The organism is Vibrio sp. TMPB1044 (genome assembly GCF_030442075.1).
In the GTDB taxonomy this organism is placed as follows: domain Bacteria; phylum Pseudomonadota; class Gammaproteobacteria; order Enterobacterales; family Vibrionaceae; genus Vibrio; species Vibrio satsumensis.
In genome coordinates this window covers 78,673-104,040 of the sequence record NZ_JAUJED010000013.1, presented here as the reverse complement: position 1 = coordinate 104,040, position 25,368 = coordinate 78,673, and the positions used below count along the sequence as shown (strand labels likewise).

Annotated in this window: 23 protein-coding genes; 14 read left to right on the top strand and 9 right to left on the bottom strand. The window is 43.0% G+C overall.

The window, feature by feature from the left end; genetic code table 11:
• Positions 1-29 precede the first annotated feature (29 nt).
• Complete coding sequence (yjeH, locus tag QQ041_RS07795) at positions 30-1,298, bottom strand: L-methionine/branched-chain amino acid transporter (protein WP_285953502.1); 1,269 nt, start codon at positions 1,296-1,298, stop codon at positions 30-32.
• A 231-nt stretch (positions 1,299-1,529) separates the two neighbouring features.
• On the opposite strand from yjeH, the gene QQ041_RS07790 reads away from it, so the two are divergent.
• The 3 genes from QQ041_RS07790 to QQ041_RS07780 all read left to right on the top strand — a co-directional run bounded on the left by QQ041_RS07790 (position 1,530) and on the right by QQ041_RS07780 (position 3,647).
• Positions 1,530-1,991, top strand: a complete 462-nt coding sequence (locus tag QQ041_RS07790) for an Lrp/AsnC family transcriptional regulator (protein ID WP_146490040.1) — start codon at positions 1,530-1,532, stop codon at positions 1,989-1,991.
• The gene (locus tag QQ041_RS07785; RefSeq protein ID WP_285953501.1) at positions 1,985-2,932 is read left to right on the top strand and encodes a LysR family transcriptional regulator; all 948 of its coding nucleotides are present in this window, start codon (positions 1,985-1,987) and stop codon (positions 2,930-2,932) included. The genes QQ041_RS07790 and QQ041_RS07785 overlap by 7 nt, the downstream gene beginning before the upstream one ends.
• Before the next feature lie 100 nt (positions 2,933-3,032).
• The gene (locus tag QQ041_RS07780; RefSeq protein WP_017630487.1) at positions 3,033-3,647 is read left to right on the top strand and encodes a LysE family translocator; all 615 of its coding nucleotides are present in this window, start codon (positions 3,033-3,035) and stop codon (positions 3,645-3,647) included.
• A 122-nt stretch (positions 3,648-3,769) separates the two neighbouring features.
• Here the strand turns inward: QQ041_RS07780 and QQ041_RS07775 are convergent, their stop codons facing one another.
• Together QQ041_RS07775 and QQ041_RS07770 are read right to left on the bottom strand one after the other, a co-directional pair.
• Positions 3,770-4,933: a carboxylesterase gene (locus tag QQ041_RS07775; RefSeq protein WP_285953500.1), complete on the bottom strand. Its 1,164-nt coding sequence runs from the start codon at positions 4,931-4,933 to the stop codon at positions 3,770-3,772.
• A 53-nt stretch (positions 4,934-4,986) separates the two neighbouring features.
• Positions 4,987-5,217 carry a hypothetical protein gene (locus QQ041_RS07770; RefSeq protein WP_009845683.1) on the bottom strand — a complete coding sequence of 77 codons (231 nt, stop codon included), beginning with the start codon at positions 5,215-5,217 and terminating at the stop codon, positions 4,987-4,989.
• Between the two features lie 273 nt (positions 5,218-5,490).
• On the opposite strand from QQ041_RS07770, the gene hcp reads away from it, so the two are divergent.
• Both hcp and QQ041_RS07760 read left to right on the top strand, forming a co-directional pair.
• Positions 5,491-7,152 (top strand): hydroxylamine reductase, encoded by a 1,662-nt coding sequence (hcp, locus tag QQ041_RS07765; RefSeq protein WP_146490043.1) that lies wholly within the window; start codon positions 5,491-5,493, stop codon positions 7,150-7,152.
• Between the two features lie 104 nt (positions 7,153-7,256).
• The gene (locus QQ041_RS07760) at positions 7,257-8,336 is read left to right on the top strand and encodes a hybrid-cluster NAD(P)-dependent oxidoreductase (RefSeq protein WP_285953499.1); all 1,080 of its coding nucleotides are present in this window, start codon (positions 7,257-7,259) and stop codon (positions 8,334-8,336) included.
• A gap of 239 nt (positions 8,337-8,575) precedes the next feature.
• Here QQ041_RS07760 and QQ041_RS07755 read toward each other — a convergent pair whose 3' ends face one another.
• Positions 8,576-10,012, bottom strand: coding sequence for a glyceraldehyde-3-phosphate dehydrogenase (locus QQ041_RS07755; RefSeq protein WP_050621730.1), 1,437 nt, complete (start codon positions 10,010-10,012; stop codon positions 8,576-8,578).
• Between the two features lie 880 nt (positions 10,013-10,892).
• Between QQ041_RS07755 and QQ041_RS07750 the strand changes: the two genes are divergently transcribed.
• On the top strand, positions 10,893-13,484 hold the full coding sequence (locus QQ041_RS07750) for an ATP-binding protein (RefSeq protein ID WP_285953550.1): 2,592 nt from the start codon (positions 10,893-10,895) through the stop codon (positions 13,482-13,484).
• 31 nt (positions 13,485-13,515) lie between these two features.
• Here the strand turns inward: QQ041_RS07750 and QQ041_RS07745 are convergent, their stop codons facing one another.
• The 3 genes from QQ041_RS07745 to QQ041_RS07735 form a co-directional block, all read right to left on the bottom strand.
• Positions 13,516-13,752 carry a hypothetical protein gene (locus QQ041_RS07745; protein WP_146490044.1) on the bottom strand — a complete coding sequence of 79 codons (237 nt, stop codon included), beginning with the start codon at positions 13,750-13,752 and terminating at the stop codon, positions 13,516-13,518.
• Between the two features lie 163 nt (positions 13,753-13,915).
• On the bottom strand, positions 13,916-14,542 hold the full coding sequence (locus QQ041_RS07740; protein WP_146490045.1) for a D-Ala-D-Ala carboxypeptidase family metallohydrolase: 627 nt from the start codon (positions 14,540-14,542) through the stop codon (positions 13,916-13,918).
• Positions 14,543-14,711: 169 nt separating this feature from the next.
• Positions 14,712-15,026 carry a DUF496 family protein gene (locus tag QQ041_RS07735; RefSeq protein WP_060981617.1) on the bottom strand — a complete coding sequence of 105 codons (315 nt, stop codon included), beginning with the start codon at positions 15,024-15,026 and terminating at the stop codon, positions 14,712-14,714.
• Between the two features lie 195 nt (positions 15,027-15,221).
• Here QQ041_RS07735 and QQ041_RS07730 point away from each other — a divergent pair, with 195 nt between their 5' ends.
• The 5 genes from QQ041_RS07730 to luxQ all read left to right on the top strand — a co-directional run bounded on the left by QQ041_RS07730 (position 15,222) and on the right by luxQ (position 20,424).
• Entirely contained in the window at positions 15,222-15,422 is a 201-nt protein-coding gene (locus tag QQ041_RS07730) for a hypothetical protein (protein ID WP_017630496.1), read from the top strand.
• A gap of 63 nt (positions 15,423-15,485) precedes the next feature.
• Entirely contained in the window at positions 15,486-16,142 is a 657-nt protein-coding gene (locus QQ041_RS07725; RefSeq protein WP_285953498.1) for a YceH family protein, read from the top strand.
• The gene (locus QQ041_RS07720; RefSeq protein WP_285953497.1) at positions 16,143-16,457 is read left to right on the top strand and encodes a GIY-YIG nuclease family protein; all 315 of its coding nucleotides are present in this window, start codon (positions 16,143-16,145) and stop codon (positions 16,455-16,457) included.
• 308 nt (positions 16,458-16,765) lie between these two features.
• Positions 16,766-17,860 carry an autoinducer 2-binding periplasmic protein LuxP gene (locus QQ041_RS07715; protein ID WP_146490048.1) on the top strand — a complete coding sequence of 365 codons (1,095 nt, stop codon included), beginning with the start codon at positions 16,766-16,768 and terminating at the stop codon, positions 17,858-17,860.
• A complete protein-coding gene (luxQ, locus tag QQ041_RS07710; protein ID WP_285953496.1) occupies positions 17,860-20,424 on the top strand; it encodes a quorum-sensing autoinducer 2 sensor kinase/phosphatase LuxQ in 2,565 nt (854 codons plus the stop codon). The genes QQ041_RS07715 and luxQ overlap by 1 nt, the downstream gene beginning before the upstream one ends.
• Positions 20,425-20,478: 54 nt before the next feature.
• Here the strand turns inward: luxQ and QQ041_RS07705 are convergent, their stop codons facing one another.
• A complete protein-coding gene (locus tag QQ041_RS07705) occupies positions 20,479-21,138 on the bottom strand; it encodes a PilZ domain-containing protein (RefSeq protein WP_060981612.1) in 660 nt (219 codons plus the stop codon).
• A 193-nt stretch (positions 21,139-21,331) separates the two neighbouring features.
• Here QQ041_RS07705 and QQ041_RS07700 point away from each other — a divergent pair, with 193 nt between their 5' ends.
• Positions 21,332-21,682: a HopJ type III effector protein gene (locus tag QQ041_RS07700; protein WP_285953495.1), complete on the top strand. Its 351-nt coding sequence runs from the start codon at positions 21,332-21,334 to the stop codon at positions 21,680-21,682.
• A 109-nt stretch (positions 21,683-21,791) separates the two neighbouring features.
• On the opposite strand, the gene QQ041_RS07695 is transcribed toward QQ041_RS07700, so the two are convergent.
• Positions 21,792-22,100: a DUF1289 domain-containing protein gene (locus tag QQ041_RS07695; RefSeq protein WP_146490051.1), complete on the bottom strand. Its 309-nt coding sequence runs from the start codon at positions 22,098-22,100 to the stop codon at positions 21,792-21,794.
• Positions 22,101-22,258: 158 nt separating this feature from the next.
• Between QQ041_RS07695 and yegD the strand changes: the two genes are divergently transcribed.
• The gene (yegD, locus tag QQ041_RS07690; protein WP_285953494.1) at positions 22,259-23,611 is read left to right on the top strand and encodes a molecular chaperone; all 1,353 of its coding nucleotides are present in this window, start codon (positions 22,259-22,261) and stop codon (positions 23,609-23,611) included.
• Between the two features lie 490 nt (positions 23,612-24,101).
• Entirely contained in the window at positions 24,102-25,160 is a 1,059-nt protein-coding gene (locus QQ041_RS07685) for a porin (RefSeq protein ID WP_102479721.1), read from the top strand.
• The last annotated feature ends 208 nt before the right edge of the window (positions 25,161-25,368 follow it).

The following is a 25,368-nucleotide window of genomic DNA, read 5'->3' as shown; positions in this document are numbered from 1 at the left end:
TACAGTTTGTCGATTCATCATTAATCGAGTTATAACTTGTCGACAGAAACGGTTTTACCTTTACCTAGCCACTTACGCCAAGGGAGTGACAATGTCACAAAAATAGTGACAGCATAGAGCATCGACCAGCTTAAACAAATAAACACCAAGGTACAGATGACCAGTGAGAGCATGGCGGTGTATCTAGATGCGCCAGTCAGTAATCGGCAAGCGGCTAACATCGCGAGCAGATAAACCAGAACAAAAATACCGTTGGCGAGCTTGAGAAAGAACTCGAGGTCCAAGTTAGACAACTCACCAATCACACACGAAATAAGCGCGATAAAGCCAATTGCTAATGTTGGGTAAAGTGGTACGCCGCGGCTGTTCAATTGAGCCATTCTACTTGTCGGAGTGTGTTGTCGAGCTTGAGCCCAGATCATTCGTGATAGGCTTTGTGTGTAAAGGTTTAGGCTAGCAAAACAAGCAAAGAAACCAAGTACACTGATGATCGTTTTGAAGCCATTGCCAAACAGTTGTTCTGTTACCCACGGGATGGATGCGGCATCAAATTCAGGTGAGCCGTAAGCCCCCAGTTTAAGAATCACCACGGAACAAGCCCAGTACACTAACCCCGCAACAAAACAGCCTGCAATGATGGCGATTGGGAAGTCACGTTGTGGATTTTTGAACTCCTCTCCCATGTGAGCAAAAGCTTCTATTCCGACAAAGCACCAAAACATAACAGCCAAAGCTGCGCCGATAGACCACATCGAATCGGACGAGATAGCAGGAAGAGTAACATCGGCTATCGTGATATCGGCTTTCCAAACAAAAGCGCTAACTAAGGCGAAAATCGACAACGCGATTACGGTTTGTAGGCGGCCAGAAGATTTACTGCCCATCAAGTTGACGGTAATCAGCAGGGCTACGGTAAAGGACTGAGCACCAAGCGGTGTGTCGAGAGGTGCGGGTAACAATTGTTGAGCAAAGCCGCCCGCTAATGCAATCGCAGCTGGAATGCCGACAGGAATAACACTCACAAACAACCAAGCAACACTTGTTTCTAAACGCTCGCTGAACGCTTGGCGTACAAAATAGGCGGTGCCACCTGCGTTGGGGTAGCGTTTTCCTAATGCTGCAAAGGTAAGGGCGATTGGGCAAATGGCGATAAACAAGATTAACCATGCCAGCAGCGACAACTGACCTGCAATACCTGCAGCGATAGCGGGAATCATAAATAGCCCAGTACCCAGCAAGGTCGTAGAGAGCTGTCCAATTCCGGACATTAGCGTGATTTCTTGTTTGAGTTGTGTCATTCGCTCTCCTAGCTTTTGGTGCTTATTCTGGGATGGGTAATACTGAGATTGAAATCATACATTGTCGACATCAATAATACAGCTAGCGAAACGTCGTAAGACACCGCTATTTTGACGGTATTAATCCGTTTAAGCGTGAAAATGTCGGTTGTCATAATGGCTGTTATAAGTCGGAAAGTTGTGTCAAATTAGGCGTTATAAATAGAACAATAAGTGGAAAGAATCAAAAGTATGGATAAATTTGATCGCCAGATTTTGGATATTCTCAAAACCAATGCACGATGCTCAGTGAGCGATATCGCCCGAGATGTCAGCCTCTCGCGCTCGGCAGTGAATGCCAGAATCAAAAAACTGGAAAGCGACAAAGTGATTACGGGTTACTGCGCTCAAGTGACAGAGCCAAATCAAACGAAGAATGTGTGCGCTTATATTTTGCTGAAATTCGACATGTCGAGCAGCGACCATAGTTGTGAATCTTACGCGCAACGAATCCAGAGTATTGATGGTGTGCAATGGTGTCATTCGATAAGCGGTGAGACCGATATGATGCTGTATGTTGAAGTAGAAAGCATGGAGCGTTTAAATCAAGTTCGCGACCAACTGCAAAGCTATCCAGATCTGCGTCACCTAATGACTCATACTGTGCTGACCGAGTTTTTTAACAAACTGAACCCGACGGTAACTTCATGCTAGGCAATATCAACTTAAACCTATTGCGTTCATTGCATGTGCTTCTTGAAGAGTGCCATGTCAGTCGAGCCGCTCAGCGTCTGCACATCACGCAGTCGGCGGTTAGCCGTCAACTGGCTCAGCTTAGAGAGCTATGTGGTGATCCTTTGTTGGTTCGTGATGGGAACAAACTGGTTCCAACCAACCGTGCTTTGTTGCTTAAAGGCAAGCTCGATGACTTGCTGGGCGAGTTTGACCACTTATTAGATGATAAGCCATTTGATCCACAAGATTGGCAAGGTGAATTGGTGTTGGCTTCGAGTGATTATGTTGCCCAGTATATCTTGCCCATTATTGTGTCCGAGGTGTCGAAGGATGCGCCCCATATCAACTTGGCTTATCGCTTGTGGCAGCCTAACTTCCTTGAAACGCTCAATGAATCAGGTATTCACTTGGCGTCGAGTATGTTCCCCAAAAAGCCGGATCATGTCTCAAGTATCAAGCTCGGAGAGGATAAGTCCGTGTGTTTGATGAGAGCCTCTCATCCGTTGGCTAAGCAATCAGCCATAAGCTCGGAAGACATCGTGAGTTACTCACATATCAAAGTCACGGGTGGGGGAGACAAAGACAGCTATTCGGATATTGCGTTAAAGAAACAGGGACATAAACGCAGAATCGCATTGCAGGTACCGTTCTTTTCATCGGCGGGAAACGTGTTAATGCAAGACGATTACTTGATGATTGTGCCGGAGCATATTGCTTATAACTTGGGGCGACATCTCGATGTCGCTTACTTTTCGCTGCCGTTTGAGACAGAAATGCATACCTATTGGCTGATATGGCATCCTAAGTATGACAACGACTCTGCCCATAAATGGGCTCGAGAGAAAGCGTTTAAAGCCATCCAAAAGTCGAGTTACAATATAAGTATGATTTCAAATCATACTAGTAATGATAATCTTTGATTTCAAATAATACCTGCTGCGGCATATTGTAAGCGCTAAGTATTGAGTATTAATTGTAGAGTGTTCAGCTGGAACGCTTTGTTTTACTAGGAATGGAATGATGACAGTAACAATTTGGTTTTCTTTATTAGCGATTTGCTTGTTGGGTGCAATGTCTCCGGGCCCAAGCTTGGCGATGATCGCTAAGCATAGTTTGGCTGGTGGCCGTATCAATGGACTTATCGCAGCTTGGTCACACGCGGCTGGCATCGGTATTTATGCCTTCGCAACCATCGTCGGTTTGGCTGTGTTACTAGAACAATCGCCAATGCTATTTAAAGGGATCAGCTTGGCGGGGGCTGCGTATCTGCTTTACCTTGGCGTGAATGCGTTGCGTTCGAAAGGTGGCGTTGCAGCGAAGTTGGAAGCGGGTGAACAGATGAGCTACATGCAGTCTGCTCGCGAGGCTTTCTTGATCTCTATCTTGAGCCCAAAGATCGCGTTGTTCTTTATCGCTCTGTTTAGCCAATTCGTAGCGTTAGGTAATGAACTCAGCAATCAAGTGATCATTGTTTCAACACCGTTGATTGTTGATGGTCTTTGGTACACCTTCATCACCTTGGTGCTATCGAGCCCACTGATCGTTGAAAGAATCCGTTCTAAAGCGCAGTTGATTGACCGACTTTCAGGTGTGGTTTTGATTCTTCTTGCTGTCCGTGTTGTGTGGACGATCTAGCGGTAGTCCGGACATCGAAAAAATGACGTGGATAGCAACGACACGGATCTAAACTATATCCATAAAAAAGGCTCACTAGACATTATCTAGTGAGCCTTTTTAGGTTTTTATCGAGTGAGTCTTTAGCCTTCTGAGTTCAGAACTTCGTCTAGCTTTTTCATCGAATCGGAAAAGTAAGGGTTGTAGGTTAAACGCGCATGGTTTTTACCTTCTTCGCGATATCCCCACGCTGAGTACCATACTTCACTCGTCGCATTGCACTGTTCTTCAAAACCTTGAGCCTGACCATTCGAGCAGATCTTCTCGCTGCCATTGATGCCGTAGTACGGATTGTTTGGCGAGAATAACAAGCCCATGTGCGAACCGTTAGAGATACGTTGTTCAGGGATCTTCATACTGTATTGAACCGCGCGAGGATCGTCGAGTGTGGTTTCCCCTTGCCAAATCAATACGTTGTTTGGGTTTGGCATAGACTCAGTAAACGCCTGCTGAACATAGCTAGTATCAATCACACTGTCGCCTTCACTCATCATAATGAACACTGGCTTATCGAAGTGTTTATCTTGTAAGTTTTCGCGAACCACTTCTGAAGTTTCGTAATAAACCGAAGCACCATTCATTGGCAGTGAGTTATAACGCAGTACATTGTCTTCAGGATCTTGATCGGCCCAAGTGACAAAATAGCTCGCTAGCCCAGCATATTGAACCGCAGGTGAGCTCGGTTGAAACGCTGGAGAGAACAGCAGTAGCCCAGAGATCTTTGGATCATGCATCGCTTGTGACGTTACAAGGTTCGCACCTGTTGAATAGCCGCCTAGCCACACAGAGTCATACTCTTGTTCGAGTAACTTCGTATGGTGAGCCACTACGCCTTGCCAGTCTTCCAAGCTTGGCTGCATTAAATCACCCACACGACTACCATGACCTGGTAGCAATACCGTTCTCACTAGGTAACCTTGCTCAGCCAAATGGGCAGCTATGTCGTTAAATGAGTAGGGTGAATCACCTAATCCATGAACCAATAACACCGCCTTGCCGTTAGGTTCGGTAGGTTTGTATTCAGTCGGGGAGTTCAGTTGAATCTCGAGTTGCTTGTCTTCCGTCATGAACACACGGTTATTCAATAACCAATCTTGGGTGTCATTGACGTAGGCATTAAAGCTGCCTTGCTGATAGTTAGGCAAGTCTGGAGAAGTTTCGTAAGCGGGTATAGATGTCTCGTTGGAACAACCAACGAGATTTAAAGTTGTTAAGGCCAGCAGTGCTAGGAGGGGCTTTCTTTGCATTATGTAATCTTGTCTCTGTTGTGCTTTCACTATGCTTGAAACTAAAGTTTAGGTTACTTTCTGCTTGAAAGATCTTCGTATTCACCTTCAATAACACCGGCATCACTGGTTGATGATTGACGTGTGTTCATGTGGGCTGCGAATCCCTGTTTCTTCATTTGATTCTGAATGCGCTTGCCAGTGATTAAAGCTGCAATAGCTAAAGGAATAGCAAGGATCAAGCTAGTGAATAACGCCAAAAGGCCAGTAAACAACGCAACAATCGTAACTAATATATTTTTCATGTTCATTCCTCTTTTTCTATGTTGTTACTTTATCGCTTCTATTCTGAACGAAACATGAACGTCGTTAATTAATCTTCGAGAGTCACTATGACACGCATGTGTGCCCTTAAGGAGTTTATATGTAGTCATAATCACGCATTAAAATAAGGGAATAAAACTAAGTTCAATAAAATCAATGAGTTAAAAGTTGGCACGGTTGATGCTCTATAGGGTTTGGAATAAGTCACTGTAAGCAAAGCACTTATAGTTAACAAAAATATTACTGGAGCCCTTATGTTCTGTATTCAATGTGAACAAACAATTCAAACCCCAACCGTAAAAGGCTGTTCTTTCGCACAAGGTATGTGCGGAAAAACGTCGGAAGTATCCGACCTTCAAGACGTGTTGGTGCATTCTCTTCAAGGTGTCTCTTTTTGGGCAAGCTTAGGTCGCGCTTGCGATGTTATTGATACAGAAGTTGATGAGTGGGCACCAAAAGCATTCTTCGCAACACTGACTAACGTTAACTTTGACCCTGCTCGTATTATCGAATTCGCACAACAGTCTCATGAATTCAAGCAGCGTTTAGAGCAAAAAGTTCGCGCAGCAGCAACATTGATTGGTTTTGAAATTCCAGCACTTTCGGCTGCTGCGCAATTCGATCTTCCAACAGATTCTTCAGAGCTATTGGCACTTGCGCCTCAAGCTGCGGTAAACCGTGGTCACGACTCTCAACACGAAGACGTGATTGGTCTTCGCCTTCTTTGCCTATACGGCTTAAAAGGTGCGGCAGCCTACATGGAGCATGCTCGTGTTCTTGGTCAAACTGACAATGCTATTTTCGCTGAATACCATGAAATCATGGCATTCCTAGGTACAGATCCAACCGACCTAAAACAGTTACTTGATACATCAATGCAGATTGGCTTGATGAACTACAAAGTAATGGAAATGCTAGACAAGGGCGAGACAGATACATTTGGTCACCCTCAACCAACAACGGTGAACGTGAAGACTAAGAAAGGCCACTGTATTCTTGTTTCTGGTCACGACTTACATGATCTAGAAAAGATCCTTCAACAAACTGAAGGCAAGGGCATCAACGTTTACACTAACGGTGAGATGCTACCTGCACACGGTTACCCTGAATTGAACAAGTACCCACACCTTGCGGGTAACTACGGCAGCGCTTGGCAGAACCAGCAAAAAGAATTCGCTAACTTCCCTGGTGCCATCGTAATGACATCTAACTGTCTGCTTAACCCTGATGTAGGTTCATACGCAGACCGTCTATTTACACGTAGCATTGTAGGCTGGCCGGGTGTTGATCACCTTGAAGGCGACGATTTCAGCGCAGTAATCGACTGTGCTCTTGCGCAAGAAGGTTTCAAACACGACGAGATTGAGCAGATGATCACTGTCGGTTTTGGTCGTAACGCACTGATGGAAGCGGCACCTGCGGTTATTGAGCAAGTGAAAGAAGGCAACATCAAGCACTTCTTCCTAGTGGGTGGTTGTGACGGTGACAAGTCTGAGCGTAGTTACTACACAGACTTCACAGCTCAAGCGCCAGAAGATTCAGTAATCCTGACATTGGCATGTGGTAAATTCCGTTTCAACAAGAACCAATTCGGCGACATCAACGGTATCCCACGTCTGTTAGATGTTGGCCAATGTAACGATGCTTACTCCGCGATTCAGCTTGCTATCGCACTGTCCCAAGAGTTTGATTGTGGCATTAACGAACTACCACTAACGCTAGTTCTATCTTGGTTCGAGCAAAAAGCAATTGTTATCCTGCTTACTTTGTTCGCTCTGGGTGTGAAAGGCATTTACACTGGTCCAACTGCACCTGCATTCCTAACAGAAAACTTACTAAAGATTATTCAAGATGAGTTCGATATGCGTTCTATCACAACGCCAGATCAAGATCTTAAAACAATCTTAGCAGCTTAATTTAAGCCAACCTGAAGCCTCGTTGTTGTGACGTTTTTAATAAAACAGTCAACGGCGGGGCTTTTTAGATTTAAATCTTTAGTCATCAGCAAGGTGCGTGAACTATGTATGCATGGTCGGATAGCGATTCAATCAATTTAGTGTGTTTAAAGAAATGGCACGAGACGCCAGATACGGTCAGCTTTGAGCTTGGTAGTATTCCACAAGACTTACATTTTAATTTTAAGCCAGGGCAATTTATTACTCTGGGTTTGGATATGCCGACGAAAACGGATTACCGGGCCTATTCTGTGGCCTCTTGCCCGGAAGATAACCGCCTGAAGTTGACGGTAAAGCGTGTGGAAGGTGGTTTGGTTTCGAACTTTATTGTTGATGAACTTGACGAAGGTGATGAGGTTTCAGTATTGAAACCTGCAGGTGTGTTTAACTGTATTGATTGCATGCCAACGGCGACGAAAAAAGTAACGCTAGTGAGTGCGGGCTGCGGCATCACACCTGTGATGGCGATGGCAAAATACTGGCTCGCTCAAGGTAGTGACATCGAGATAGATTTCGTTCACATGGCACGTAACAAGCTTGAGACTATCTATTTTGAAGAGCTTCATAAAATGGATGAAGCGCACGCGAACTTCAATTTAAGATTACTTCTGAAAGACAGTGAGGGAACAACAGCTCCTCAAGGTCGTTTAGATAAGAACTGGTTGGTAAAACTGAGCCCAGATATCTTAGACAGAACTGTTTACTTGTGTGGGCCTGTCGGTTTTATGCAAGACATAGAAAGTTACCTGAAAGAACTAGAGTTCAACATGGAAAACTTCTATCAGGAAAGCTTTACGCCAGCAACTCAAAGCAATAATTCACTAGCTAATAGCAATACTGCCTCAGCAGAATCACAAGCAGAAGCGTCTGCGGATTTGAATGGGGCTGTTAAGGTATTTGTACCTGCGTTTGGCGCAGAAGTTGAAGCGGAAGCGGGCACACCATTGGCGGATTCATTAGAAAAAGCAGGCGTTCCAATTATTATCGCTTGTCGTAGTGGGATCTGTGGTTCTTGCAAATGCAAAGTGACCAAAGGGTCTGTGGAATCAAGCAGTCAAGAAACATTGACGCCAGAACAGATAGAACAGGGCTACGTGCTTGCATGTTCAAGCTCGATTCAGTCAGATGTTGAGGTTGAGTTATAACAGAAGTGGAGCTGTGCAAGAGTGATGAAGACAAGGTCTTGCAATAGCGATAAAAGTTAGGGCGCTAGATGTAAAAAGGCCACCTAGATCCGTTAGAGAGAGCAGATCTAAGTGGCAACCCTCTTGTTTATACGGGGGAGTAAAACAAAAGGGGTTGCGAAGCCCATACAGACTTCGCAGATATAGTTATTATGTTGTGGAGCTTTTTGCGATGGACGTATCTACAAGAGCGAAGTTGATTAAACTTCAGGGTATGTCTTGTAGCGTACACCCATCATCTGTTCCATACAGTGAACAACCTGACAGCTGTAGCCAAACTCGTTGTCGTACCAAATGTACAGCACGGCACGGTTATCTTGTGCGATAGTCGCAACACCGTCAACCACACCTGGGTGACGAGAGCCAACCAAGTCCGTAGATACAATCTCAGTCGAGTCTGTGTAATCGATTTGTGCAGACAAAGCAGAAGACAGCGCCATTTCACGTAGGTACTCGTTCAACTCTTCTTTGTTTGTGCCTTTCTCAAGGTTTAGGTTAGCTACAGCCATTGAAACGTTTGGCGTAGGTACGCGAATCGCATTACCTGTTAGCTTACCTTCCATTTCTGGCATCGCTTTTGATACCGCTTTAGCTGCGCCAGTCGATGTCAGAACCATGTTTAATGAAGCAGCACGACCACGACGATCACCTGAGTGGAAGTTGTCGATTAGGTTTTGATCATTGGTAAATGAGTGAACCGTTTCGATGTGACCAGACAGTACGCCAAACTTGTCGTGAACCGCTTTCAATACAGGTGTAATAGCGTTGGTTGTACAGCTTGCTGCAGAGATGATGGTGTCTTCTGGCTGAATAACATTTTCATTCACACCAAATACCACGTTCTTGATGTCGCCTTTGCCTGGCGCAGTCAGTAGAACTTTCTTCGCACCGTTACACGCAACGTGTTGGCTCAGGCCTTCCGCGTCACGCCATACGCCTGTGTTATCAACCACAAGTGCGTTTTCAATACCGTAAGTCGTGTAATCCACTTCTTCTGGTTTGTTTGCGTAGATAACTTGGATGAAGTTACCGTTAACGATGATCGCTTTGCGTTCTTGGTCTACCACGATGCTGCCGTTGAATTGGCCGTGTACAGAGTCACGACGAAGCAGGCTTGCTCGTTTTTCTAGGTCGCCATCTTTGCCGCCACGTACAACGATGGCACGCAAACGCAGTGGGTAGCCTGGGCCGCTTTTCTCGATCAACAGGCGAGTTAGCAGTCGGCCAATACGACCAAAACCGTACAATACAACGTCACGAGGTTCTGTCATCGCATCGCCTTCAAGCGATTCAATGAGTGCAGTTTGTAGGAAATCATCCAACCCGTGTGTGTCTTCGCGATCTTGCCAGAATGAATGCGCAAGGCGACCAACATCAATACGACATGGAGACAAATCCATAGAGAGAAGGTGCTGAATAATAGGTTGAGTCTGTTCTGCTGTAAGAGGAGAACCAGTGTAACGTTTTGCGATGCGGTGAGCTTTGATGATGTCGATAGTTGTCGCGTTAACTAGGGTCTTACCAAAGAGGATAACTTCTACGCCTTTTTGACGGTATAACTGACCTAAAGTTGGAGCGATGGATTCAGCAATGGTTTGACTAGTTTGCCAATCTAGGAGGTGCTTTTCGGGACTCATCTTTACTCGGGACCTTTCACGTTAAGTTTCTGCATTCATGGCGGTTGTAGGGAAGCCAATCAGCATAGGGGATTTGAGGTATCAGGCTGTGGTCTTTATTGCCACTTGAATGTGCTGATATACCTTGTGTGTAACTTGTAATTTTTATGTGGCAGGATTGTAAGGTATGACGGGTTATTCTGCTAGGAAAAATAAATGCAGACAAAATATCTGTAAATTGGCCTTATGTTAGCCATAAATCAAGATTTGAACGTCGATAAAGACTATTGACTTTAACAATCTGTAGCACTTATTTTTCGTAAAAAAATACTCAATTCAAAAGATAATATGTAATGCAGGTCATAATTAACATTAAAGGTGTGATCGATAACTCAAGTTACACGTAAACAGTAAACGACAAATAAGGGAATCAACCAGTATTGTTGTTCGACCTTTGAATAAGCCTAGCTTGAGCGTGAAAAGTGCATCACGCAAACGATTGGATGTCACAATTTTACCCTAACTATCCGCTTTGTTAGCGCGCAGAGTCATTATTTACAGTCTAGTTGAGCCTCTAAATGTGGCCGTTCACTTGTTATGTGGGTGATAATAACTTGAGAAAACATCTTTTGTTTACATTTTGCCCACTGAAACCTCGCTTTTCTAAACTTCACTTAGCAAAAGCACGCCTCTCAGCTTTAAAGCTCTGTTCTTCGAATTTTTCGTTCTGGGTTCAGAGTATCGTTTGTTCATATCCAATTTGATCAATAACCCTCTGTTAATGTCCTATTCTTAACTTGGGCTAAATAAAATTACTTTCGGGAAGGGAGTGGTTATAAAAATGATAAATATGTCAATTAGATGGCGTCTTATATTTCTTTCCACGGTTTCTGTATTCATCATGTTTGGTTTTACAGTAAATGAAGTGCTTAAGAACGATAAGAAGATGAACCACCTCGAAACAACACGCATTAAAGTTGAAGCGCTTCAATCTTTTAATACGGTTTCAAGTGATGCTTATCGATGGTTAGTTTTGTCTAATGACTCCCTTGAGAAAGGTCAGCTGCTTTTAAAGCTGCATACGGAATTGGATAGACTCACTCAGTATGAGGCACAACTGCAACAGCTAGACAGTAATTGGAGTGTTGAATCACAATTGGTTGAGCTTAAGGAGGTTTTAGCAAACTTAGCTAGTGCGACCTCGAATATTAATAACAGCGCATCATTGATTACTGACAACAACACACAGCTAACAGAGCAGGCCTTTGACTTATTGAAAGATGTGTTAATGGAGCTATCTGAATATCGTCTTAACATAGTGGATGAAAAGATCGGTCAAGCTGACGCGATGTTTGTCAATCTCACGCACTATGTGTTCTGGACTCAGCGAGAAGCGTGGTTGAGTTACCGCTTGTATCGTGCTCCAAGGCTGATAGAACAATATTTATTGAGTTATGTTGGTGCTTTAGAAAGGCAGCAGCAGTTATTAGATACGTTTTTCCGATCAGGAAGCCGCTCGCCTGAAATTAGAAAGTTATTAAGTACGTTTTCTAAAGATGAATTTCAAAACCGTTTTACAGCTCGGATCCTTAAAGGAGATTTTTCGTCACCTGAAATATATGACCATGTGCAAGGCCTAGAACGAAAGAAACTGGCGATTTCAAATGCGGTTGGTGCTTATACCAAGCAATTACAGTTTGACCTGACGAGAAACATTGCGCTGCAAAAAAGACAAACCTTGATCATGACAGTTCTGATTCTTGCTGTATCTGGTGTTTTATTATGGCTAGGTGTTGCGACGTCTCTTCGCCTAAATAGAAACCTATCGATTATCTTGAAAGGAGTCTCTGAATGCGCAGATAGCTACGGCAAGCCAAAGGTCATTCATATTCAAGGGAATGATGAACTTGCCGAGTTCACTGAAACTCTAAATCGAGTGATGGAGCGCAACTATCAACATAACAAAGAGCTAGTACAAGCAAAAGAAGATGCGATCTCGGCTAACAAGGCCAAGAGCGCATTTTTAGCCAATATGTCCCATGAGATACGTACGCCACTCAACGGGATTATTGGGATGGCTGAGATCTTATCTCAAAGCCAACTGAGCGTGAATCAACAAGAAGTGTTAGGAGATATCGAATCGTCTTCTCACTCATTATTGGTTCTGCTGAATGACATCCTTGATCTGTCCAAAATCGAGTCGGGTAACCTAATGCTATCACCACACAATGCTGATCTGAGAGAGGCGGTATACGACTCAGTAAGTGTGATTTTATCCAAAGCGATAAGTAAGGATATCGAGCTCGACATCAATATTGATTCTCAAACACCGCCACAATTGTTTTTCGATGAGTACCGCGTGAGGCAGGTACTGACTAATCTGTTATCTAATGCCATCAAGTTTACGTCTAAGGGTACAATTACAACAGACATTGCTTATACACCCATGTCTATGGGGAGAGGTAAGCTGGAATGCAGTGTGTCTGATACCGGTATTGGAATTGAGCCAGAGAAGTTAGAGTCTATTTTTGAACCTTTCACTCAAGAAGATGGCAGTATTACTCGCCAATTCGGTGGAACAGGACTAGGGCTTGCGATTTGTCGACAGCTTGTTGATTTGATGGGCGGTTATATTACCGCGCGCTCAGTGAAAGGGGAGGGTTCTACATTCACATTTTGTCTGTATGTAGACACTATCGAAGTTCACGTTCAAACCTTCAACAACCTAAGCCGTGCGACGATTATCTCGAATTCTTTCAATTACCTCGATCAACTGGTCAAAGAATGCGAACGCTTAAACGTTCGACCTAATGTCGTGTCATCCATTTCGGATCTTGATGAGAGCCTCAAAGAAAGCGACTTCATACTTTATTGTCATACGCTGCATCACTCCATGGAGAAAGATCTTGCTACGTTGAAGGAAGCATACTCTTTGACTCGAGTCATCGTGTGTCAGCATCATCTATTTAAAACCAATCTAATCTCAGAAACGGTTCATTCGACTCATACATTGCCATTTTTGGGCCGACGGTTCTTAAACAGCTTACAATCGCTTGATGTCGGTGAAGAGCAAGTGCTGACGGTGGAAGCAAAAGATGAAGAGGTTCGCTCTCTTAATCGACGTATTCTGATTGTTGAAGACAACCTGATGAATCAGAAAATAGCGAGCTTCTTCCTTGAGCAAGCGGGTTATGAATATTTGATTGCCAGTAATGGCCAAGAAGCGGTGGACGTGATTACTCAAGGTGCTCAGTTTGATGCGATCTTGATGGACTGTATGATGCCTGTTATGGATGGGATAACGGCGACTCGTGCGATTCGACAGTGGGAAACCGTTCAACAAGCCGTACCATTACCCATCATTGCTTTAACCGCGAGTGTGTTAGAAGAAGACATTAAAGATTGCTTTGAAGCGGGCATGAATGCCTATTTACCAAAACCTTATAAGTCTCACCAACTGTATGATCTTTTCAGTAGCCTTGATATTGTTTAACTGCTTCATTATCAGGCTAGCGATGTGCAAACTAACGAACTTCCAATCCAAGATTGTATTGTGCAAGGCAACGACCTACATAACTAATCTTTAGTAATGCAGCCACCAAGATAGTGCTGATGTGTGCCATTATTTGAATTGGCAGTGAGAAGTGATCGGCCATCGGATAAGCAACAATAATGCTGAGTAGCATAAGCAAGGCGGTGATAGCTAAACTGAAGTTTGAAACAGAAAGTAGAGTTTGAAAGCGTTGAGTCATCGTCTTCATATTGAATTCCTAGTTACTAATAGTTCTTTTGATACTTAACTAATAGCAATTAGCGATCCAAGTTTAAAGTTGTTATTTATCAGTGTTTTAATTTTCATTGAGGCCTATTGGAGTCAAAAGGACACGCTGTTTTATCGTGTTATTTTGACATTTATGTGTTCTTTTACCATTGCCTAAAGCCACAGGTATCAATATGGAACCGAACACCAGAATACAAACCTAGACCAACGTTATTTTTCTGACCAAATTCAGCATGAACCTTTTTAAGCTTCACGTGTAGATCTTCACGAGTAATATCATTGGCGGGAACCAAGTCCAACGCGCAAAATTCCAAGTGTTTACTTCGTAGTGCACCGCCAGCTTGCTGATTGTAGATATCGGTTCGCTCTCCAGATACTGGTATAACAACACCGATTTCAGGCTCAATATATTGCTGTATGTACTTAAGGGTGTTGATCATGTTTGGCACATGTTTCTTATTCGGGAGGGTAAACAAGGTTGTATTACTCATTGCCCAATCCGTCCCTTGCAGCAAGACTAGATGCAGAGGCATGCTTTGAGTTATGCCATTGTCCTTGAGTTGTTGTCCGATTGCTTTGACTTGGTCTTGAGCGTGGTTGAGGAGCATCCAACCTCGAAATGCTGAGCGGGTTGGAACCTTATAGCCATGAACATCGACCACGAGATCGTCATAAGTGATTTCTGTCTCTTCGGTATAAAGCTTCTCAAACTCTTCAGGGTAGGGTTGTGCAGTTGATAGCGCTAAGGTTATCAGAATACTTGCGTACATAAGGTCTCTCCATAGCTGATGTTCACTCGTTATTTTGTTTCATACTGCTGTTGAGTTTTATATCGTTACTTACGTACGCTTAAGTATAGACACTAGAATTTAGGCACAAAAAAACCCACTACAAAGAATGGGTTATTAACATTATTACAAGTTAATCAACGAGGTTAGATTACTTCTTACCCTGGATTTGCTTGTCTTCTTCTGTTAGTTCACGAATGCGGCGGCTGATGTCGCGACGAGCTTTAGAGATCTCTGCACTCTTGATGATGTGATCGTCAACACGGTCTTCGTAGTCAGCCTTCATGTTTTTGATAATGCCTAGGATCTCGTCGTGAGTCATCTCTGGCTTGATGTAATCAAGTAGGTTATCAAGAAGGTCGACACGCTTACGGTTGTCACGAACTTTCTTTTCGTTGTCTAAAAGTTCACGCTTAAGTTTGTTCTTACGTCGTGCTTGGCTAACAATTTCAAATACGCTGCTCATAGATTCCTTTTCCTAATCTTCAAATACATTGTCTGAATCTGATTAAAGCACATCAATTGATGATGTAACAGTCTTTAGATCAAAGCAAAAGTAAGGTTGTTTAATTATTAGTCACTCTCGCTGATGTGTGATTGTTTTTATCTCACCGATCAAGTTAGTATCCCATGTAGATACTGCATTGATACGAAATGTGAAATGAATCAACAACAATTAGAAACCGAAGAATTGGACGATAACGTCACTGAATCTTCAGCAGAACAAAACAAGCTTCGTGATGCGTATGTACAAGAGCGTACTTATTTGGAAGTCGTGGAAATAGAGCTAAATCGTTCTAAGATCATAATGATTGATGAACAAGGCAGAAAGAAACGAGTACCGATTTTGTCTGAGCACTAGTCTTCATTGACTGCATTGTTAGGTGTTGAGATGGAATTATCAAAATAATAAAAAGGAAAAACGATGAACACAGTACTTTCCCCAATTGAAGCGAGAATTATCGGTTGCTTGATCGAGAAAGAAGTCACTACTCCCGATCACTACCCATTAACACTGAACAGCTTAACAACGGCTTGTAATCAAAAGAGTAACCGTGAGCCAGTTCTCTCTCTTTCTGAGTCAGACGTTTTAGATGCGGTTGATGGTTTGATCGGACGTCGCATGGTGAGCGATGAAAGCAGCTTCAACAGCCGTGTTAATAAGTATCAGCATCGTTTCTGCAACACGGAATTTGGTGATCTGCAATTTACTGAGCAAGAACGCGCAATCATCTGTTGTATGTTGCTGCGTGGCGCGCAAACTCCAGGTGAACTCCGCACTCGAACTGGCCGCCTAGCGAACTTTAGCGATGTAAAAGAGGTGGAAGCGACACTTGAGAAGCTAGCTGCAAGAGAAGCGGGCGCGCTAGTGGTCAAGCTACCACGCGAAGCGGGCAAGCGTGAATCACGTTATCAACATCTGTTGAGCGGTGAAGTGGATGTTGAAGCGTTTGCGACGGCATCGGTAAGCGCGGCAGCACCTTCTGCATCGAATGAAAAGTTTGAAGAATTAGAGTCAGAAGTCGCAAGCCTGCGAGCAGAAGTGGCAGAGCTTAAGGCTCTGGTTGAATCGCTGCTTTAAATGTCAGACGTTGATAAAAATGCGGATTGGGTCGTGTACTTGATCCGCAATCGTCACAATGCCCTTTATTGTGGCGTGACGAATAATTTGGAACGTCGGTTTGAACAACACCAAACGGGCAAAGGTGCAAAAGCACTAAAAGGAAAAGGACCGCTGACGTTGGTTTGGAGTTTTGGGGTTGGGTCAAAAAGTGAGGCGTTGAAAACCGAATACGCGATCAAACAATTACCCAAATCTCGTAAAGAAAAATTGGTATCACTCAAACTAATAATTGAGTGGCAAGAAGACCAAATTCAATATATCGAAGTCTCATAATTCATAGCCAAAATGTTTGTTATTGATTAAATCTTAATAATGTAAGGGTCTATAATAAATCAAGCTAAGCTTATGAATTTAAATGGTAATTACTCTTACTGTTAATAGGCTGAAATCATGATTGAACTAGTTGTTCTTAATCTCCATTCCAAATTAACATGTTACTCATTTGGAATGTCGTTCTAATTATTGTTAGACGCTATCATTTCTCATCGTTGTCCTACATAATATCTTTCAGCCATACAAAGAGATGGTGTCATGCTAGGTTAAAAAATGAGCCAAAGTAGCTCATATAAAACGAGAAAAATATGAAACGTTTACTGATGTTGTTTGGACTTGCCGTATTTTCTGCGTCCGCTCTATCCCATGGTACTCATGTCCTCAATGGGTACTGGGAATACCAAGATTATCTTTCCACTTTTCCAGAGCAAAAAGCATTGACCGATAAAATGGTCGAGGCTGTACAAAATCACCCTGTGCCATTGAGAAGAATCCAAGACGAGCCAATTACGATTTCCGTGGTGTATCCGGGTCAACAAATCTCGGATTACTGGGTTCGTAATATTCAAGCTTTTGAGAAGCGTCTCGATAGGCTGAAGATCCGCTACCAAATAAATCAAGTATTTACCCGTATTAATGCTGATCTCGCGCAGCAGAGCATTTCATTGCAAGAAGCGATTGAAAACAAGACGGATTATTTGATTTTCACGCTAGATACCACGCGCCACCGTAAGTTTATTGAGCACGTGTTGACCTCTACAGATACTAAGTTGATTCTTCAAAACATCACAACGCCAGTGCGAGCTTGGGCAGATAGACAGCCATTTATGTATGTGGGTTTTGATCATGCGACAGGCAGTTTAAAACTGGCGGACTATTTTAAACAAGTAAGCCAACCAAACAGTAAGTATTCTGTTTTGTATTACTCACAAGGCTATATCAGTGATGCGCGTGGAGATACTTTTATCCATGAAGTGAATACTGATACGAACTTTACCCTTAAGTCTTCGTTTTACACCAAATCAAACAAAGACAGTGGCTACCAAGCGGCGAAAATCAGCATAGAGAACGATAAGGATCTAGACTTTATCTATGCATGCTCAACGGATGTCGCTCTTGGTGCAGCGGAAGCCATCCGCGAATCGGGTCAAGACATCTTAGTGAATGGTTGGGGAGGCGGCTCTGCTGAACTTGAAGCCATTGCAAGGGGTGACCTAGATGTTACTGTCATGCGTATGAACGACGACACGGGCATTGCGATGGCAGAGGCGATCAAGTGGGATCTAGCCGGTTTGGAAGTACCTACCGTTTACTCTGGTGAATTTGAAATTGTGACCAAGGAAGATTCCCCAGAACGCATTTCAGAACTTAAACAGCGAGCATTTAGGTACTCAGGTCAATAATGAAGAAAAGCTATGCCAGTACACCAAGGAACACCTTAGCAAAACTCATTACACGTATCATTATTTTAGTGATAGGCGTGATGGCACTTGGCGTGCTTATTCATAATTATGAAACCAGTAGTAGCATCGTCAAACAAGAGACTAATCGAACGGTTCAGCAAACCTCTAGCCTGATCCAGAATATGTTTGATTATCGTTTGTCGGTGTTGCAAATTCACCAAGATAGTAGTTCACACAGTGAGACGCTACGGGAGTATTTTGATACCAACGATGCAGATGCTCTGAGCTACTTTTTCTTTGGTGTTGACCAACGTGAGCCTGATCATGCTCCAGATTTACGCTTTGTCTCTACCCACGATGGTTTGGCTTGGGAAGATGGCAACAGTCAGTTTTATGGTTTGGATGAGTCCAGCTTAAAGCATATTTCTGATGAGGTTTCGTTCAGCAGTAATTGGCATTTTATTAAACTGAGGACCAATATAGGTAAGCGTCACTTGTTGGCTCGCCGTACCCCTATTGTTGATAACGCTACTGGGGAAGTTCTTGGTCAGCTCTACATCGCTATTGTGCTTGATAACAACTTCTCGTTGGCTGAGTCAATCCAACAGGGCAGTAACTGCGAAAATATCGTTATTGAGGCGCATGGTACACCGGTTACATCGACATTCAGTGGTGATGAAAGCTATACCATTACAGACATCCTCAATTATCAAATGTACGAGCAGTTGCCTCGTCATTTTGTCACTATCGCAACCATTAAGATCAATGCTGTTGAAACTCCTTTAATCATTCGAGCTATTCAAAAAAACAACAATTTCATTGCGTTAGAAGAGAATTATCAGCGCGCAATCATCGTGGTGATTGTGGTGATCATATTGATGTCTTTTTTTGCGCGAACTTGGATTCAAAGAAGGGTCGCTGCTGAACTAGATAAGCTGATGGATTTCACTCGCTCAGCAAGTGATGGCGAAGAGTACAGCAAGTTCGATGGCTCTAACATTTTCGAATTTCATCATATTGGTTGTACCCTTGAAGACACCTTTGAGCGTTTATCGGAACAGAATCAAAAGTTCCAAGATCTCTTTAACTTTGCCCACTCACCGATCCTGGTTTGGTCTGAGAAAGGCGACTTAATCCAGATGAACCCCGCGGCTCGAATGGCGTTATTTGATGCCGATGACAATTACGGATCGGTGGCTCAAGAGTTTGAAACCCGAATGCTGCCGAATATTCAGATGGTCGTTCAAGGCTCGAAACTAACGGGTATCAATGTGCCGATTGGCAAGAAGGTATTTCGCTGGAACATGTCTGCAATAAGCGTTGAACACGGTATCACTGGTGTGGTAGTGCAAGGACAAGATATTACCAAGCTTATTGAAGCTGAGAGGCAAGCAGATCGAGCAAGAGAAGAAGCAGAACACCTTGCGAATGTGCGTGCAGACTTCTTAGCTAAGATGAGTCATGAGATTCGTACTCCACTAAACGGTATTCTCGGTGTTTCTCAGTTACTGAAGCGCTCTATACACAGTGAAGATAACCGAGAACAGGTGGATGTACTTTGTAATAGTGCGGAGCATCTACTTGCGGTACTTAACGATATTTTGGATTTCTCAAAGATAGAGCAGGGGCAGTTCAATATTCAAAAGAAAAACTTCCGTTTGGGGGAGTTGGTCAATACTTTGGACAGCATTTATCGTCCGCTTTGTGAAGATAAATCATTAGCGTTTACGATTGTGAATCACATAGTTGATGACATCGAAATAAATACCGACCAAGTGCGTCTTAACCAGATCATGTTTAACCTGCTGAGTAACGCCCTTAAGTTCACTCACCAAGGTGGCATTTCCGTGAGCTTTGAACTCGAAAGTATCTTTAATTCAGACCATGCTAGTTTGGTCGTTCGAGTGAAAGATACAGGTATTGGTATCGATGAAAGTAAAATTGATGCTGTGTTCGAACCTTTTGTTCAAGCTGAAGAGACTACTACTCGTGAGTATGGTGGAACAGGGTTGGGCTTAACGATTGTAAAAAACCTTGTCGATATGCTGGAGGGGGACATCCAAGTCCGAAGCGTTATAGAACAAGGTTCGGAGTTCATTATAGAAATTCCTGTGGAAGTGCGCTCTAAGTCGCTCTTGAGCATTAAGCAACAAGTGAATATCGAGCCAGAGGCGTTGTTTAGCCGGTCTTTGAAGGTGCTGCTGGTGGAAGATAATCACACTAACGCCTTTATTGCTCAAGCTTTCTGCAAAAAATATGGAATGGTAGTTACTTGGGCAAAAGACGGTTTAGAAGCGATAGAAATGGCTAAGGCGACAGCCTATGACCTTATCTTGATGGATAACCAACTTCCCAATCTAGGTGGTGTTGAAACTACACAGCAATTAAGAGGCGAAATTGGTGTCACAGCTCCAATTTATGCGTGTACCGCTGATGCTCAAGATTCAACCAGAGACAACTTTATGGCTGCAGGAGCGAATTACGTGATTGTAAAGCCTATTAAAGAAGAGTCGTTACACCAAGCATTTGTTCATTTTAAAAACTTACACTGGGATGTAACGTAATACTAATTTGACTCTTTGAAAGCGCTATAGATCAAGTATTGTGAATAAAATCATTTATACAAAGCCGGCAACAAAGGCCTGCTCTAACAGCAGCGTTTTTAACTCGTCACTCATATCTAGGTGTTCAGGGAACTGAATGCCTAACAGCCAGCCTTGGCCTTGTCGTTTCTTGCTCACCACTTTGTAGACCAGTTCACTATCTAAGTACTCACTTAAGACAGAGTTTACTTGTATCTTCCAACCTACATCGATATCTGATTGTTGCGTGATATAAATGCCGCAACCTGAAACTGAAAAATCGACCAAAGTGGCATCCAATGACAAAGTATCAAAGGTGACTTCACAGCTAAGGCGTACCTTGTATCTTTCGTGTTCTCGGATAGGCTTGCTTGCAAAGCTCGAAGGAGGACGCAGGAAAATAAGGTGCGCGGGCGAGGTGATATGAGCCAGTACATTGGTTTTAAAGGCGACAATATGCCCCAGTTCAGTATCTGTGATAGCACGAACAATAATATCTACATTGATGAGTTTTCTGAGCGTCAGAGCTTCTGTCGCTTTTTGTGAAAGCTCTAGGATAAGGTACTGATCTTCTTTGTATCCGATATAAAGTGTACTGATCTGGATGGAGTCGTCTGGGCCAAATTCTAATACAGCTGCTGTTTTTGTACCTGGTTTAAGGTATCTAAACAGTTCTAAGTTCTTATCTTTATGCATATTCGTTACTGAACAATGTTAACCGCTTGATAAAATAATATAACGCCCTGACAAAACTATGTCATTACTTTCATTGAGGTAATTAGCATTGTAAGCCCAAAAGTGAATCGCTGTCCAAAGTAAACAACGGCTTACTCTTACCGAAAAACAAGATACACTGCTGTCAGTTATATACTTGATGGAGAAATAGTAAATGGAACTGGAAACCTTATTAAATACTCTGGCTGAAACTCCAGAAAGCGTGCAATTTGAAGAAACAATGCAGGTGATTGAAGCTCACTATGATTTTACGGAGAGTGAATTTCGTAATGGTGAGGTGGTGAATGCAGCAGGGCAAAATAATGGTTCGTGTAAGATTTTTGCTTTTGGTTTAGCGCAAGGTCTATCAGTAGAGCAAACACTTGCTTGTTTTGGTCAATTTTATCGTAACGACGTGCTAGCTTTTCCTAAGAACACCGATCATCAAAATATTCGTAACTTCATGGTTCATGGCTGGAACGGAATACAGTTTTCTCAGCCTGCGCTGGTTGCAAAAGCTAAGTAATAAGTAAATTGCTTTAAAGAAGAAGTAAATACTTACTAAACAATAAGTGTTTTGAAGCGAGATTTGATTTTCTCGCTTTTTCTTTTTGAGTGGCTTTTATCTTGGTGGGCTACTGAATCGGCAACTCAGACAAGCACTTACGACACATGCATACCCCAGTTTTAGGTACGGAGTTAGTATCTCTCTTCTCTAGTTCAAAACACCAACACGTTTCTTTACCTGCACTAATATCGCACTGAGCCGGTTCATTGCATTGTGGACACTGGTGAGTGGAACTTACACCGCTAAGGTTATTCATGACTGACAGTCTTTCGTCTTCAGATAAGCTTTTCCAGCCTATAATCTCATCCATAGTTCGAAAGCAGCCACTGCACATTCCACCGTTATTTTTACAAGCCGCTCGGCAAGGTGTTTTCATTTATCTAACCTGTGATTCATTTGCCCTGAAATGTAGCATACTTGTTTCGCTATTAAGAGTCAGAAAAATAAAAATGACCAAGCGAAAAAAGCAAATGACCTCGTAATTTCAAGGCTTTTCAGGTAGCATCTTGCCCCTTTTGTTGAGTGGGGGATATTATGTTTATTGGATTTGATTATGGAACAGCGAACTGTTCTGTCGCGGCGATGGTCAATGGAGAGCCAAGCCTATTACCGTTAGAAGGTAACAACCACTATATTCCCTCAACCGTGTTTGCGCCTACCCGTGAAAGCGTTTCGGAACATCTATTCCGCCACTTGAATATTAAGCCGAGTGATGCGATCGGTGAGCAAGTACTCCGACGTGCTATTGCTCTGAACAGAGAAGAGAGTATCGATCTAGTGCCAGAAGACATGGCATTTGGTCAGGCTGCGTTGGATCTTTATTTAGAAGACCCTCGTGACGTTTATTATGTTAAGTCCCCTAAGTCTTTCCTTGGTGCGAGTGGGCTGCATGATGTTCAGGTGAGTTTTTTCGAAGATTTAGTGTGCGCCATGATGGCCAATATTAAGCACCAAGCTGAGCTTACGACTCAAGAGCAGATCAAACAAGCCGTCATCGGCCGACCAATTAACTTTCATGGTCGAGGTGGAGAAGAGGCGAACAGGCAAGCTGAAGATATACTGTCTCGCGCAGCTAAGCGTGCCGGTTTCTTTGATATCGCTTTTCAATTTGAGCCAGTAGCTGCAGGTCTTGATTACGAAAGTACACTAACTGAAAACCAAACGGTATTGGTTGTGGATATTGGCGGTGGTACCACCGATTGTTCATTGTTAGAAATGGGACCAACTTGGTCTGGTAAAGCGGATCGTACCCAGAGTTTGCTCGCACACAGTGGACAAAGGGTAGGGGGCAATGACCTCGATATCTATCTTGCGTTCAAACAACTGATGTCACCTTTTGGTATGGGCAGCAAAGGCATTTCGGGTATCGATATGCCACTGACTCAATTCTGGAATCCAATTGCGATTAATAATGTTGAAGCTCAAAAGAATTTCTATTCAAGAGAAAACCTAGCAGCATTGAAATTACTTCGTAAAGAAGCGTCAGAGCCTCAAAAGCTAGAACGTTTGATGAAGGTTTATCATGATACTTTAGGTTACGGCATTGTGCGCAGAGCGGAAGAAGCTAAGATCGCGCTGGCAGAATCCTCTCAATATCGTGCTGCAATTAATGTTGCCTCTGAATTGGTCGAGGTGGACATCTCAATCGAACAGATGGTTGAAGCGATTGAAACACCAAAGTCTAAGATGATTGAGTTGGTTAAAGAAGCGATTCAACAAGGCCAGAAAAAGCCAGACGTAATCTACATGACGGGGGGGTCAGCTCGTTCACCGATACTTCGTGAAGCTGTACAACAAGCTGTGCCTAACGTATCTATTGTGAGTGGCAACTATTTCGGTTCGGTAACTGCAGGTTTAGCTCGCTGGGCTGAAGTTTGCTTCAAATAAGAGTTTAATGATGTGTTATTAAGGGCAACCAGTTGCTGATTGGTTGCCTTTTTTTTGTATTTTTTCTAGTGCACTTTCAATTGAGTGATTTTTCCTAGCTCAAATTGGGAATTGTTTCACAAAGCAAAATATTTCAGCTGAGTTCTGCATGTTACAAAATGTTTCAAAGCTAAAGATGTGTCACTCAATGGTCTAATGAGTAATATGTTGCTTTGAATTTTAATGCTACTTTCACGATTGAAAAATCAAAATCTGACAAGGTGTCGGTCTCAAAATATAAAAAGGTTACGGCGGGTTTGTGTTCTATCCTTTTGTTTAATATTGATTTTTTGTTTTTTATAGTGTGATTTGTTTTATTTTATATATTTTAATGCAACTTTTTTGTCATTCGTATATTAGTGTTTTCCTACTTGTTAAATGCAGGTAACAACTTCTCCGTAAGCACGAGGTTGTTAGTGAATAACTCACCCAGTTACAAATGGATATGACAATGAATAAGAAACTTTTAGCGCTAGCAATTTCTGGTGCAGTATTTGGTACACAGGCAGTTGCAGTAGAACTTTACAACGAAGACGGCACAACATTCTCAGTTGGCGGCCACGTTTCAGTTGCTGTTGGTGATGTAAACAGTGGTGACCGTATCAACGAAGATGATATCGGTGTAGAGTCTGTTTCTCCACGTATTAACTTCAACGCTACTCATGAACTAGGCAACGGCTTTACTGCTGATGCTAAAGGTGAATGGGCGCTAAACATGCTTGACGGCGGTGATGAAGCATTCACAACTCGTCTAGGCTACGTTGGTCTAACTCATGATGACCTAGGTCGTGCAGCAGTAGGTACTCAATGGGCACCTTACTACAACGTTGCTGGCGTTGCTGATATGCCAATCGCTTTCGCAAACGACTTTATTTACGATGATCACGGTAACCTAGGTACTGGTCGTGGCGAAGAGATGGTGAGCTACGCTAATGCACTAGACTTCGGAAACGCAGGCTCTCTAAGTGCAGCTGTTGCATGGCAAGGCCGTAAGGCAGATAAAGACAATGGCAACGATTACGGAAACCGTGGCCAGATCGCTTTGAACTACGCTATTGCTGACTTTACTGCAAACTACGCTTACAACACAGGTGACGTTGATTACGCAGGTTTTGTTGGCTCAAAAACTGCTGATTCTCACGTATTAAGTGCAACTTACGGTTCATACGGCGCGGAAGGTCTATACCTTGCAGGTGTATACGCAATGAACAACTACATGAACTCTGCGACTGTAGGTAGCTTCACTGGTGTACTAGAAGAGTCTGTAGCAATTGAACTACTAGCTTCTTACGCTCTGTCTAACAGCCTTAACCTAAGCGTTAACTACGAAGCGGTAGAAGACGACAAGAACAGCGAAACTGTATACAGCACAACGGCTCTACAAGCTGAATACAACTTCACATCTCAGTTCGTAGGTTTTGCTGGTTACCAGTTTGATCTTCAAGGTTCAGGCCTTTACAAGAAAGATGCTGACGACCAATGGCTACTTGGTGCTCGTTACTACCTATAAGTCGCAGACTTATTTAGCATAGTGTTTACTCCTTAAGTTTACCTTTTAGGATACTGTCCTAGACACCATGCTAAGCCCTCTCAAACCTTTTGGTTGGAGAGGGCTTTTTTCGTTTAGAACTTTTATCTGGATTGTTATTTCGTACTGCTGCGATCTTCGGATAAAAGTATTTAAATCATTTAATTGAGTTAAAGATCAGAATTTAGAT